The sequence below is a fragment of the Streptomyces sp. NPDC001927 genome (assembly GCF_053594455.1).
Map to the genome: position 1 here is coordinate 183719 of NZ_JBSFEN010000014.1, position 12403 is coordinate 196121.

The window sequence follows — 12403 nt, forward strand, 5'->3', positions numbered from 1 at the left end:
CATCGAGTCTATGAACAGCGCAGAGCCGCACAGGATCATTGTCGTCACCGGAGCGGGCACCGGCATCGGCCGGGCCACCGCCCGGGCGTTCGCCGCCGCGGGCGCCGGCGTCGTCGCCGTGGGCCGCAGGCCGGGCCCGCTGGCGGAGACCGCCGAGGGGGTGCCGGGGATCCGGCCGCTGGTCGCCGACATCACGGCCGAGGGCGCGGCCGAGCGGATCGTACGGTCGGTGCTGGACGCACACGGGCGCCTCGACGTCCTCGTCAACAACGCGGGCATCGCCACCGGCGGCCCGCTCGGGACGCTCGACCGGTCGGTCGTCGGCCCGCTCGTCGAGACCAATCTCGTCGCCCCGATCCTGCTGACCCAGGCCGCCGTGCCCGCACTCGAGGCGACCGGGGGTGTGGTCGTCAACGTGACGACGACGGTCGGTCAGCGTGGCTGGCCGAACAACTCCGTCTATCCGGCGACCAAGAGCGCCCTGGAGACGCTCACCCGCTGCTGGGCCGTGGAGCTCGCCCCGCGCGGCATCCGGGTGGTCGCCGTGGCGCCCGGCGCGATCGAGACGCCGATCGCCGACCACATGGGGCTGACTCCCGAGCGGCGCGCGGCGGTCCGGGCGTGGCAGATCGCGCGGACGCCGCTCGGGCGGGTCGGGCTTCCGGAGGAGGTGGCCTGGGCGATCACCCGGCTCGCCTCGCCCGAGGCCGCGTTCCTGACGGGGACGGTCCTGCCCGTCGACGGGGGTGCGCTGGTCGCGTGATACGACTGCGCGGGGAGGTGGGTCCTTGCGCATCGGTGAACTGGCCCGGAGGACGGGGACGACGCCCCGGGCGCTCCGCCACTACGAGCAGGCCGGGTTGATCACGTCGGTCCGTGCGGCGAACGGGTACCGGATCTACGACACGACCGCGGTGGCTCGGGTGTCCAATATCCGCTATCTCCTGGACGCGGGGCTGACCTTGGAGGACGTGGCCGCGTTCAGCGCCTGCCTCGACGGCGACATGCCGGCCGCGCCGCCGTCCGCCCGCGGGCTCGACATCGCCCGCGAGCGGCTGGCCGTCCTGGAGGCCCGGATCGCGGCGCAGACCGCGGCCCGGGACCGGCTGGCCGCCGCTCTGGCCGCACACTTCTAGCGCAGCGCGCAGTCCGGCGCTTCCGCCTCGATCGCGAGCGGTGCGCCCTGGGGCAGCAGGCAGGTCATGTAGAGCACGACGGGCTCGGTGCCGAAGTTGTGTCCGATGTGCCGGTTCCTGCGGCCCGCGGGTTCGACGAACGCCTCGCCCGCGGACAGGGTCTCGACGGAGCAGTCGTGCAGGACGCGGGTCAGCGTGCCCGACTGGACGACGGCGATGATCTGGCCGGGGTGGTGGTGCCAGCCGGTGGAGTCGCCCGGGGCGAGGGTGACGGTCCGGAAGACGACGTCCGTCCGGCCCTTGGGCGGCTTGATCCGGAGCGTCCCGGCGGAGGTCCCCTTCGCGAGCGTGGAGCGGGCCTCGCGCATGCCCGCCCGCTCGACCACCAGGGCCTCACCGGCCCGTGTCCCCCGGTCGGTGCGGACGTCGATCCCCATGGAGCAGCCCCTCCCGCTTCCCCGCGCGGCTCTCGCTTCATGGCCGCAAACAGCCCTACGTTACTCGTAAGGGTGATGAGCCGGACGGGGATTGACGATCAGTCGATCGCCACCGGCAGGAGTCGCTCCCGCAGTTCACCGGCGAGAACGCCGTCTCCGGTCACCTCGATCCGGCCGTCCCGCACCGCCCGGGCGAGCGTCGTCTCCCCGCCCGCCAGGGCCCGGCAGGTCGCGGAGTCCGTCCGCAGCACCACGTCGGCGGGATCGGCCGGCGGTCCGTCTCCGTACGCGGGCGGCCCGTCGCCCCCGACCCGTACATGGAACGCGCCCTCGTCCAGGGTCACTTGGACGACTCCCTCCACCACGCCCTCCAGGGCGCCGATCAGCGGGACGGCGAACCAGTGGGCGCGTACGGCGTCGGTCGGGCGGGGCTCTTCCAGGGCGGGTGCGCCCCACTGCGCCAGGGCCCGCAGGACGGGGAGCAGTGCGCGGCCGCGCGCCGTGAGCTCGTACACGTACGCGGAGACGGGCGCGGGCAGGCGGCGGCGGGTGACGAGTTCGGCGCCCTCCATGTCCTTGAGGCGGCCGGCCAGCACGTCCGTACTGACTCCGGGAAGGTCGGCGTGCAGGTCCGTGTAGCGGCGCGGCCCGGCGAGGAGTTCACGGACGATCAGCAGTGTCCAGCGGTCGCCCACGACGTCGAGGGCACGGGCGGCGGCGCAGTACTGGTCATAGCTTCGACGACGTGGCATGCGACGCAGTCTAGACAAGTTGTTGGACTTTCCAAGCTCGAACTTGGTAAAACCAAGCAGCACCATTACGTCTGGGGAGGTCGTCGCATGGAGTTCCGGCAGTCGAGCAAGCTGAGCGAGGTCTGCTACGAGATCCGGGGCCCGGTCATCGAGCACGCCAACGCCCTGGAGGAGGCGGGCCACAGCGTCCTGCGCCTCAACACCGGAAACCCCGCGCTCTTCGGGTTCGAGGCGCCCGAGGAGATCGTCCAGGACATGATCCGGATGCTCCCGAAGGCCCACGGCTACACGGACTCCCGCGGCATCCTCTCCGCCCGGCGCGCGGTCGCCCAGCGCTACCAGGCGATGGGCCTGCCGGAGGTCGACGTCGACGACGTGTTCCTCGGCAACGGCGTCTCCGAGCTGGTCTCCATGGCCGTCCAGGCGCTCCTGGAGGACGGCGACGAGGTGCTGATCCCCGCCCCCGACTTCCCCCTGTGGACGGCGGTGACCACCCTCGCGGGCGGCAAGGCGGTGCACTACCTCTGCGACGAGTCGGCCGACTGGTACCCGGACCTGGACGACATGGCCGCGAAGATCACCGACCGCACCCGCGCCGTCGTGATCATCAACCCCAACAACCCCACGGGCGCGGTGTATCCGCGCGAGATCGTCGAGGGCATCCTCGACCTCGCCCGCCGCCACGGTCTGATGGTCTTCGCCGACGAGATCTACGACCAGATCGTCTACGACGAGGCCGTGCACTACCCGGCCGCCTCCCTCGCCCCCGATCTCGTCGTCCTCACCTTCGGCGGGCTCTCCAAGACCTACCGGGTCGCCGGCTTCCGTTCGGGCTGGCTGGTCGTCAGCGGACCGCAGCAGCACGCCAAGAGCTATCTGGAGGGCCTGACCATGCTGGCCTCCATGCGGCTGTGCCCGAACGCCCCCGCCCAGTACGCCATCCAGGCCGCGCTCGGCGGCCGGCAGTCGATCCATGAGCTCACCGCCCCGGGCGGCAGGCTCCACGAGCAGCGCGACAAGGCGTGGGAGAAGCTCAACGAGATCCCCGGCGTCTCCTGCGTGAAGCCGAAGGGCGCGCTCTACGCCTTCCCGCGCCTCGACCCGAAGGTGCACAGGATCCACGACGACGAGAAGTTCGTCCTCGACCTGCTGCTGCGCGAGAAGATCCAGGTGGTGCAGGGCACCGGCTTCAACTGGCCCCGCCCGGACCACTTCCGCATCCTGACCCTGCCGTACGCCGACGATCTCGACGCGGCGATCAGCCGCATCGGCCGCTTCCTGAGCGGCTACCGGCAGTAGAAGGGAAGTCGGGGGGAATCAGGCGGAAACTCGGGGGAAAAACGGAGCGGGTCCGAGGGCGTAGCCGGCCCCCGGACCCTGTTCGATGCCGCTCACATCACACGCCGGCACACTTGAGAGCCCGGGTCAGTCGTCATTGCGTCGCGTCCTGCCGTTGGACCACGGCCGATCGAGCTCGGCCGACCAGATTCGAACTGGCATTTCGACGCACCAGGGCCCGGGCCCGGTCGATCCGGCGATGAGCGGCGCATACTGAATCTGGAGCAATAGTCTGAGTTTGAACGCGACCCTTCTCAGAAGGGCCGCGCATTCACGACAAGGCTCAGCTTCAGCTTTGCGCTCCTCGCGCACCCCGACCGTGTTCTGTGGCCGGGGAGTTCATGGGTTGTCCCGCTACCCGAAGAGGTAGCCGAAGACGGCGTCCCCGACCCGCTGGTCGGTGACCTCGGCGCCGTTCGCCTCCTCACGGGCGAACTTCACCGCCTGCTGGAGCTTCTCCACCCGCTCCAGGAGCTCGTTCACGCGCCGGGCCGGCAGGGCGCCGGAGAACTTCACCGTGGTCCAGTAACCGACCGGCACGTCCTCGAAGTACACCTCGACCTGCGCCGGGTGCTTGTCGGTCGCCTCCGCCTTGACGTGGTTGCGCGGCACCTTCTTCGTCCGCACCGTGCGGACGACCTCGGTCTTCCACGCGTCCGTCGACGGGTCCTGCGTCCACGACTCGGCCGCGTCGAGGACGGGCAGCTTGCGGACGAAGGTGTGGATGTCCGTCAGCTGCTTCTCCAGGAACAGGAGGTACGCGACGGGCACCTGGCTCACCAGCACACGTCCGTCGACGGTGACGTCGGCGCGCGCCTCGCAGTTGGCCCAGTCCTTGGTGGCGGTCACATCGAAGAGCCGCGTCAGCGCCCGCGCGGTGTCGCGCAGCACGTCCTCGGCCTTCACCTGCACCAGCGTGGACTCGGGCGGAAGCTGCTCGCCCTCCTCGTCCTTCGGCTGGTAGGTACGGGAGATGCCGGCGAGCAACGCGGGCTTCTGCAGCCCGTGATGTGCCGCCGTCAGGTCCTGCTGCGCCCTGGACTTGACGCCCTTCTCCACTGCGATGATCTGATTGAGTTTCGTTGCCACGCGACAGACCCTAGAGGGTGATGGGACGTGGAATCGAACGAATATCGACGAGGAGCAACCGGAGCCATGGATACGGCCCTGATCGCCGTGGTGGGCACCCTGCTGGGTGTGATCGCCACCCACTGGTTCCAGAGCCGCGCGGACGAGCGCACGGCCTCGCTGGCCCGGGACGAACAGCTGCGCCAGGAGCGGATCTCGGCGTACAGCGCGTTCGCCGGCGAGGTCGTCGACTACCGGCGCAGCCAGAACGACCGTTGGTTCCGGGCCGCGCAGGACCCCGACTCGGAGCGGGCGGAGGAGTCGCGCTACGCCTCGTACCGTCAGCGCACCGCCACCCGTCAGGCGCTCTTCCGCGTCCAGCTGGTCTGTGACGACCCCGCCACCCGCGAACTCGCCGAGTCCGCCTTCGACATGACCAACTGCATGCACGAGGCGCGCGACGAGGAGGACCGCGCGCGGCGCTCCCGGGAGGCGAAGGTGGCGCTCGACCGGTTCATCGCGGCGGCCGCGCCCGGAGTGCGCTGAGGCTGAAGCCGAGACCGAGACCGAGGAGGCCGCCGTGGACCTGGTCGCACCCGTCGTCGTCGAACCGCTCAAACGCCGCCGCTGCTCGGAGTGCGCGCAGGGGCCACTGGAGCGGATGATCGTGGAGTTCAACGCTCCGGTCTGCTTGGACTGCGCCGACCTGGGCCATCTGGTGTTCCTGCGGCGCGGGAACACCGCCCTCACCCGGCGGGCCCGGGAGGGCAGCGCGCTGTGGGCGGTGGTCGTACGGCACAACCGGCGCCGTACCCGGTACGAACGTCAGGGCCTCCTCGTCGAGGAGGCGGCGCTCGCCCGGGCCGAGGCGGCCTGTCTCGCGGACGCGGAGGCGCGGTCGCGGCGGCGGGCGCGGGACGCGGCCCGCCGTGCGGAGCGGGACGCGGAGGTCACGGCCGCCCTCGAGGCGGAGATCCTGCGGCTCTTCCCGCGCTGTCCGCTGGACCGGGCGGCGGAGATCGCGGCTCACGCCTCCCGCAAGGGCAGTGGCCGGGTGGGGCGTACGGCGGCGGGGCGGGCGCTCGACCGGGGTGCGGTCACGGCCGCGGTGCGGGCCGCCGTACGGCATGTCGACACCGAGTACGACACGCTGCTCATGCGCGGGGTTCCCCGGCACCAGGCCCGGACGAACGTCGCACCCACCATCGAGGCGGTGCTCCGGGCCTGGCGACCCGTGTGAGCCGGGAGGTACCGCGCGGGAGGTCTCAGACCTGGGCGCGCGAGCGGCGGTAGAGGAGCGCGCCGCCGAGCAGCATCGCCGCGGCGGCCGGGGCGGCGTAGCCGACCAGGTCCGAGCCGGTGCTGGCGAGCTCGACGGAGTCGCCCTGCGGGCCGGGCGCGGGGGCCGGGACCTCGGCCTCGTCGTCGACCGGGGAAGGCAGCGGCTTCGGCTCGTCCACCGGCGGCTTCGGCTCCTCGACGGGCGCCTCGGGCTCGCCGGGGCCGTTGACGGCGGTGTTGCCGATGGCCGGGTTGCCGATGCCGACGACGTTGACGGAGTTGCCGCTCACGTTGACGGGGAGGTCGATCGGCAGCTGGATGCCGTTGCCGGAGAGCACGCCGGGCGAGCCCGCCGCGATCCCCTCGGCGGTGGCGCCACCGCCGTTGGACGAGCCGCCCTGGTGGGAGCCGCCGCCGGGGTGGCCGCCGCTGCGCGGGGTGCCGGGCTGGTCCTTGTGGTGGCGGCCGCCGCCGTCGGCGTCCGAGCCGTACCCGTCGGACGGGCTCGTGTTGGCGCAGCGGTTGCCCACGGCCGGGTTGAGCAGCCCGACGACGTTGACGGTGTTCCCGCAGACGTTGACCGGGACGTGCACCGGCAGCTGGATCGTGTTGCCGGAGCCGACGCCCGGCGAACCGACCGCGGCGCCCTGTGCGCCGGAGTCGGCGTGCGCGGCTCCCGCCGAGAGCGCGAGTGCGCCACCCGTGACCATCAATGTGGCCAGACCACTTCGGCGAATCTGCCTCATGGCTTCCTGCCTTCTGGAGGTGTTCACGGGCATTCGCCCGTACCGCAATTAACGCGATCCTGGCGAGGCCGGATCAGGCCGTTGGCGGGTTTCACTCCATCGAGTGGGAATGACCTCGAACGGACGGGGTAAACGCTGCCGTTCGAACGACAAGCGGCACGCGGCCCAGAGAGGGCAGGGTCAGCGGCCCAGCAGGTCGGTGAGGGCTCCGACGGGGTCGGCGTCGGGGGTGCCGCGCGGCCACCAGTCCTCGCGGTCGGCGTCCGACTCGTAGCCGTACCAGAGTCCGTCGCGGCCGAAGCGGAGTTGGAGCGACCGGGTCGACAGGTGGTTGCGCCAGGGGCGGAAGGCCGGGAAGTCGGCGGCGAGCAGGGCGGGTCGGGCCCGGTCGAAGGGGCCGGCGGGCGGGTCCCAGGGCTCTTCGAGGACGCTGAGTCCGGCGATTCCGCCCTGCCGCCAGGCGGCGACGGCGCGGGCCAGGTCGGTGGGGGTGCGGTCGAGGGCGTGCGCCAGGTCGCGGTAGAGCGCGCGGGTGGAGGCGGTGAGCCCGGAGCCGGGGTGGGCGGCGGCCAGCCGGACGGCGTCCTGCCAGGGGGTAAGCGCGGCGACGGGGTCGTGGCCGGTGGCGAGGAAGGCGTGGGCGCGGGCGGCGGCCTCCGACGCGAGCAGGTCGAGGGCGAGGGGGTCGGGGGCGTGCGGGTCCGGCGGGTAGACGGGCGGGCGGCCCGGCTGGGCGGGCAGAGGGAGCGGCGGCGGCAGCGGGGGCAGGGCGTGGCCCGTCAGCGGGGCGAGGGCGGTGCGGGCCGGGACGGTCGCCATGGGCGGCGCGGTCGCGCTCTTCTCGGCGGCGGAACGGGCCGCGTTGCGGTGGGTGAGGGCGGCCAGGATCTCATGCTCGCCGCGCCCCCGCATCAGGAAGAGGACGAAGGGGTCCTCGTCGAGGAGCCGGGCCGACTGGTAGCAGAGGGCGGCGGCGTGCTTGCAGGGGAAGCCGTTGTCCGGGCAGGAGCAGTCGGGGACGAGGTCGCCGGGCGCGGGCAGCAGACCGGTGACGGCCTCCAGGGCGTGCGGGACGTCCTTGTCGAGCAGGGCGGCGATGTGGTCGGGGCGGGCGGCGACCTCGTCCAGGAACCGCTCCCAGCCGTCGTCGCCGAGCGTCCGCAGCCGGATCTCGGTGCGGTACGGGCGGGGGCGGGAGCCGTGGACGTACGCGACGACCCGGCCGGGGGTGACCGTGATCGCGTCGACGTGACCGCGCCCCGCGTACGCCTTGCCCCGGGCCAGCCGCGCCGGGTCGAGGGCGGTGTCCTCCAGCACCTCCACCCAGGCGTTGCCCCACCAGGTGGCGGCGAACCGGCCGTCGGGTGCCTCGCGCGGGGCGAGGGCGGGGAACGTACGGCGCAGGTCGTCGTGGCGCGGGCCCCCGAACCTTCCGGACCCGGCCCCGGACCCGGTTCCGGGGCGGCGGGCGGCGCCGGCGCGCGGCGAGGAGCCGGAGCGGCGGTTCATGACGGCCTCCTCAGGGACACGAGGTCGGCCAGCTCGCGGTCGGTCAGCTCGGTCAGGGCGGCCTCTCCGGAGCCGAGGACGGCGTCGGCCAGGGCGCGCTTGGCGCGGAGCATCTCGGCGATGGTGTCCTCCACCGTGCCTTCAGCGATCAGGCGGTGGACCTGCACCGGCTGGGTCTGGCCGATCCGGTAGGCGCGGTCGGTGGCCTGCTCCTCGACGGCCGGGTTCCACCAGCGGTCGAAGTGGACGACGTGCCCGGCCCGGGTGAGGTTGAGGCCGGTGCCCGCCGCCTTCAGCGACAGCAGGAAGACGGGCACGTCACCGGATTGGAAGCGGTCGACCATGCGCTCGCGCTCGGCCACGGGCGTTCCGCCGTGGAGCAGTTGGGCCGGGATCGCCCGGGCGGCCAGGTGGTCGGCGAGCAGCCGGGCCATGGTGACGTACTGGGTGAAGACGAGCACGGAGCCGCCCTCGGCCAGGATCGTGTCCAGAAGCTCGTCGAGCAGGGCGAGTTTGCCGGAGCGGCCGGCGAGCCTGGCCGTGCCGCCGCCCTTGGCCGTCTGCTCCTTGAGGTACTGCGCGGGGTGGTTGCAGATCTGCTTGAGCGAGGTGAGCAGCTTCATGACGAGCCCGCGGCGGGCGATGCCCTCGGCGCCCTCGATCTGCGCCATGGTCTCGCGGACCACCGCCTCGTAGAGCGAGACCTGCTCGCGGGTGAGGGCCACGGGGTGGTCGGACTCGGTCTTCGGCGGCAGCTCGGGGACGATGCCGGGGTCGGACTTGCGGCGGCGCAGCAGGAAGGGCCTGACCATGCGGGCGAGGCGGTCGACGGCCTCCTGGTGCTCGATCTCCTCGTTGTTCTCGACGGCGCGCGCGTGGCGGGAGCGGAAGGCCTTGAGGGGGCCGAGGAGGCCGGGGGTGGTCCAGTCGAGCAGGGCCCACAGCTCGGAGAGGTTGTTCTCGACGGGCGTGCCGGTGAGGGCGACGCGGGCGGCCGTGGGGATGGTCCGCAGCGCCTTGGCGGTGGCGGAGAAGGGGTTCTTGACGTGCTGGGCCTCGTCGGCGACGACCATCCCCCACTCCTGCTCGGCCAGCTGGGGGGCGCTGGTGCGGAGGGTGCCGTAGGTGGTGAGGACGAAGCCCGCAGGGCCGGAGTCCGGGGTGACTCCGTCGAGGGAGCGGTCGGCGCCGTGGAAGCGGCGCACGGGGACGCCGGGGGCGAAGCGCTGGATCTCCCGCTGCCAGTTGCCCAGCAGGGAGGCGGGGCAGACGACGAGGGTGGGGGCGCGGCGGGCCCGGCGCAGGTGGAGGGCGATGAGGGTGACGGTCTTGCCGAGCCCCATGTCGTCGGCGAGGCAGCCGCCGAGTCCGAGCGAGGTCATGAGATCGAGCCAGGCCAGTCCGCGCAGTTGGTAGTCGCGCAGGGTGGCGTCGAGCCCGGCGGGCGCCTCGATCTCCTCGGGTCCGGCGACGAGCCGGTCCCGGAGCGTCGCGAGGGCGCCGACGGGCACGGCGCGGACGGTCTCGCCGTCCACCTCGGCGGTGCCGCTGAGGGCGACCGCGAGGGCGTCGACGGGCTCCAGCAGGCCGAGTTCGCGCTTGCGGGCCTTGCGGACCAGGTCGGGGTCGACGACCACCCACTGGTCGCGCAGCCGCACGATGGGCCGGTGGGACTCGGCGAGCGCGTCCATCTCGCGCTCAGTGAGCGGGTCGCCGTCGAGCGCCAACTGCCAGTTGAAGCGGAGCAGTTCCTCGCTGTCGAAGAACGCCGTGCCGTCGGTGGCGGAGCCCGGGGCGGCCAGGGGCGGGCGGACGACGGCGGAGGCGCTGAGCGAGCGGGCCAGTTCGCGGGGCCAGTGGACGGCCACCCCGGCGTCGGCGAGGCGGGCGGCGGCGGGGCCGAGCAGCTCGTACAGCTCGTCCTCGGTGACGGCGAGGACATCGGGGACGTCGCGCTCCAGGAGCCGGCCGAGCGGTGGCCAGACGCGGGCCGCGCGGCGCAGCGCGAGGACGGCGTCGATCCGGGCACGGGGTCCGAAGAGCTCGTCGCCGCCGCCCGCCCAGAGGGCGGCGGCGTCGATGACGAGGGTGGGGTCGGCCAGGCTGTGGACCTGGAGCAGGGCCGCGGCGGCCTGGCGCTCGTCGCCGCCCTCCTCGGCGACGTCGAAGAGCTCGTACCCGGAGAGGTCGAGCCGGAGCGAGACCCGGACCCCGGCGTCCATGCCGGCGGCGGCCTCGGCCGCCCAGGCACGCGCGCGGGGCAGGTGCTGGGCGCCGCGCGCGGCGAACGGCGCCCCGGCGGCGTGGGCGGCGGCGGGTGTACGGGGCAGGGTGTCGGCGACCGCGTCGAGGAAGGCCCGCACCAGTGCCTCCGGCTCGGGCAGCTGGAGCGGGGTGCGGCCGGGCACGGGCACCGCGTGGGCTTCGTGGGGCATGGCGGCGGCGACGGCCCGCAGATGCGCGATGTCGTCGGCGTCCAGCGGCCCCGCCCGCCAGGCGTCGAGGTCGTCGGCGGTGAGTCCCGGCAGCAGCCTGCCCCGGGCGGCGAGGTGCAGGGCGTGCAGGGCGGCGGCGCCCCAGCAGGCCGCCGCGGGGTGCGCGCCCGGCCGGTGGCGGGCGGCGACCAGCTCGGGGAGGGCCTCGGCGACGCCGAGGGTGACGGCGGGGACCGTACGGCTGCGGACTCCGGCGCCGTGTCGCCGTACGACGGTGAGCTCGGTCGGCTCCGCACCCCCGACGACGGGCAGCGGACCGCCGTCCGGGGACCAGAAGGCGACCCGCCCCTCCCGGGGCAGCGCGGCCGGGAGGAAGACGGCGGCGCAGGTCTGCGCGCTGTGCTGGGCCACGGTCCCGCTCACCTCCCGTTCCTCGACGGATTCCGACTGGATCTCCGACCTTACGGGTGGGGTCTGACAACGGGCCCTCGCGCCGCTTCGCCCGGGCGGCCCAGCCCCGGATGACAGCCCGGGCGGCAGGCGGCAGGGTGACGGGAACAGGGCTTCTGCCGCCTTCGCCCGACAGACGAGGACCCGCCATGTCCGTACACCGGCGTCTCGGCACCGCTGCCGGGACCGTGCTCCTGACGCTCGCCGTCGCGGGCTGTTCCGGCCTCGGCCGCACCGCGGTGGGCCCCGTCACCTACGAGACCGAGCGCGAGGTCGTGATCTCCGTGACGAGCCCGTCGGTGAAGGGCTGCCACCGCTTCCTGGCGCCGTCCGGCGTGACGGCGATCGAGAACGGCACGCTCATCGACGTCAAGGCGTACCGGAACGGCACCTGCCAGGGCGACTACATCTACATCGCCACCAACACGAGCAACAGGATCGCATCGGACAGCCTCCCGTGGCGCAGCTACAGCTTCGTCCACTAGCCGCGCCCCTGCGTGCGGGCCTGCTCAGCGGGGCGTGGGGCGGGCTCTGACCCAGGTGCCGTCGTCCGTCAGATAGGCGTCCACGGCGAGCCCGGCCTCGCCCAGACACCGTTCGAAGTCCTCCTTGCTCAGGGGGCGCGAGCGGAAGGTCTGGGTCCAGCGCAGGTCCGGGAAGACGTACTCGGCGACGACCGAGTTGACGCCGTCGCCGACCGGGTCCGCCGAGAGGATCCGTACCGTGCAGCCGCTCGGGTCCTGGCGTTCGCGCGGCACGTTCCGGTGCCAGTCCTCGCCCTCACGCTGGATCAGGACGCAGCCGTCGTCCCGCACGTGGTCCCTGCAGGTCTCGAGGAGCGCCTGGCGCTCGCTGTGCTCGGCCGTGTGCACCAGGTACGAGGCGAGCATCACCACGTCGAACCGCCGTGCCAGGTCCAGCGATTCGATCGGGCTGCGCACCGTCTCGGCGCCCGGCACGCGCTCCCGTACCGCTTCGAGCATCTCCTCCGACTCGTCCACCGCCGTCACGGCGAAGCCGCGCTCGACCAGAGGCCCCGTCACCCGCCCCGCTCCACAGCCCAGTTCGAGCAGTGAGGCGCCCGGTGGCACGGCCGACTCGATCACATCGGGCTCGATCCCGACCCCCAGACGCAGATACACGTCGACGGCGCAGCCGTCCGGGGTGATGGCTCCGGGCCCTGTCCCTTGGTGTCCCTCACGCATCCGTACGCTCATGCCCGGGAGAACGAAGGGGCTCGGAGAGCCGTTC

General features: G+C 73.2%; 13 protein-coding genes. 6 read left to right on the plus strand and 7 right to left on the minus strand.

Annotated elements, in window-relative coordinates:
- The first annotated feature begins 10 nt into the window (after positions 1–10).
- Positions 11–763, plus strand: coding sequence for an SDR family NAD(P)-dependent oxidoreductase (locus ACWCO8_RS33200; RefSeq protein ID WP_451035318.1), 753 nt, complete (start codon positions 11–13; stop codon positions 761–763).
- A 25-nt stretch (positions 764–788) separates the two neighbouring features.
- Positions 789–1136 carry a MerR family transcriptional regulator gene (locus ACWCO8_RS33205; protein WP_451035319.1) on the plus strand — a complete coding sequence of 116 codons (348 nt, stop codon included), beginning with the start codon at positions 789–791 and terminating at the stop codon, positions 1134–1136.
- Here ACWCO8_RS33205 and ACWCO8_RS33210 read toward each other — a convergent pair.
- Positions 1133–1573 carry a cupin domain-containing protein gene (locus ACWCO8_RS33210; protein WP_451035320.1) on the minus strand — a complete coding sequence of 147 codons (441 nt, stop codon included), beginning with the start codon at positions 1571–1573 and terminating at the stop codon, positions 1133–1135. The two genes, ACWCO8_RS33205 and ACWCO8_RS33210, sit on opposite strands and share 4 nt — an antisense overlap.
- A gap of 98 nt (positions 1574–1671) precedes the next feature.
- Positions 1672–2325 carry a winged helix-turn-helix transcriptional regulator gene (locus ACWCO8_RS33215; RefSeq protein ID WP_451035321.1) on the minus strand — a complete coding sequence of 218 codons (654 nt, stop codon included), beginning with the start codon at positions 2323–2325 and terminating at the stop codon, positions 1672–1674.
- 87 nt (positions 2326–2412) lie between these two features.
- Here ACWCO8_RS33215 and ACWCO8_RS33220 point away from each other — a divergent pair, with 87 nt between their 5' ends.
- Positions 2413–3624 carry a pyridoxal phosphate-dependent aminotransferase gene (locus tag ACWCO8_RS33220; protein WP_352186317.1) on the plus strand — a complete coding sequence of 404 codons (1212 nt, stop codon included), beginning with the start codon at positions 2413–2415 and terminating at the stop codon, positions 3622–3624.
- 393 nt (positions 3625–4017) lie between these two features.
- On the opposite strand, the gene ACWCO8_RS33225 is transcribed toward ACWCO8_RS33220, so the two are convergent.
- A complete protein-coding gene (locus ACWCO8_RS33225) occupies positions 4018–4752 on the minus strand; it encodes a DUF7873 family protein (RefSeq protein WP_362014017.1) in 735 nt (244 codons plus the stop codon).
- Positions 4753–4818: 66 nt separating this feature from the next.
- Here ACWCO8_RS33225 and ACWCO8_RS33230 point away from each other — a divergent pair, with 66 nt between their 5' ends.
- Together ACWCO8_RS33230 and ACWCO8_RS33235 are read left to right on the plus strand one after the other, a co-directional pair.
- Entirely contained in the window at positions 4819–5277 is a 459-nt protein-coding gene (locus tag ACWCO8_RS33230) for a hypothetical protein (RefSeq protein ID WP_451035322.1), read from the plus strand.
- A 34-nt stretch (positions 5278–5311) separates the two neighbouring features.
- On the plus strand, positions 5312–5971 hold the full coding sequence (locus ACWCO8_RS33235; RefSeq protein ID WP_451035323.1) for a DUF2293 domain-containing protein: 660 nt from the start codon (positions 5312–5314) through the stop codon (positions 5969–5971).
- A gap of 25 nt (positions 5972–5996) precedes the next feature.
- Here the strand turns inward: ACWCO8_RS33235 and ACWCO8_RS33240 are convergent, their stop codons facing one another.
- From ACWCO8_RS33240 to ACWCO8_RS33250, 3 genes are all read right to left on the minus strand, one after another.
- Positions 5997–6758: a chaplin gene (locus ACWCO8_RS33240; RefSeq protein WP_451035324.1), complete on the minus strand. Its 762-nt coding sequence runs from the start codon at positions 6756–6758 to the stop codon at positions 5997–5999.
- 180 nt (positions 6759–6938) lie between these two features.
- A complete protein-coding gene (locus ACWCO8_RS33245) occupies positions 6939–8267 on the minus strand; it encodes an SWIM zinc finger family protein (protein WP_451035325.1) in 1329 nt (442 codons plus the stop codon).
- A complete protein-coding gene (locus tag ACWCO8_RS33250) occupies positions 8264–11125 on the minus strand; it encodes a DEAD/DEAH box helicase (RefSeq protein ID WP_451035326.1) in 2862 nt (953 codons plus the stop codon). The genes ACWCO8_RS33245 and ACWCO8_RS33250 overlap by 4 nt, the downstream gene beginning before the upstream one ends.
- Before the next feature lie 176 nt (positions 11126–11301).
- Between ACWCO8_RS33250 and ACWCO8_RS33255 the strand changes: the two genes are divergently transcribed.
- Positions 11302–11637 (plus strand): hypothetical protein, encoded by a 336-nt coding sequence (locus ACWCO8_RS33255; RefSeq protein ID WP_451035327.1) that lies wholly within the window; start codon positions 11302–11304, stop codon positions 11635–11637.
- 24 nt (positions 11638–11661) lie between these two features.
- Here ACWCO8_RS33255 and ACWCO8_RS33260 read toward each other — a convergent pair whose 3' ends face one another.
- The gene (locus tag ACWCO8_RS33260; RefSeq protein ID WP_451035328.1) at positions 11662–12357 is read right to left on the minus strand and encodes a class I SAM-dependent methyltransferase; all 696 of its coding nucleotides are present in this window, start codon (positions 12355–12357) and stop codon (positions 11662–11664) included.
- Positions 12358–12403 lie beyond the last annotated feature (46 nt).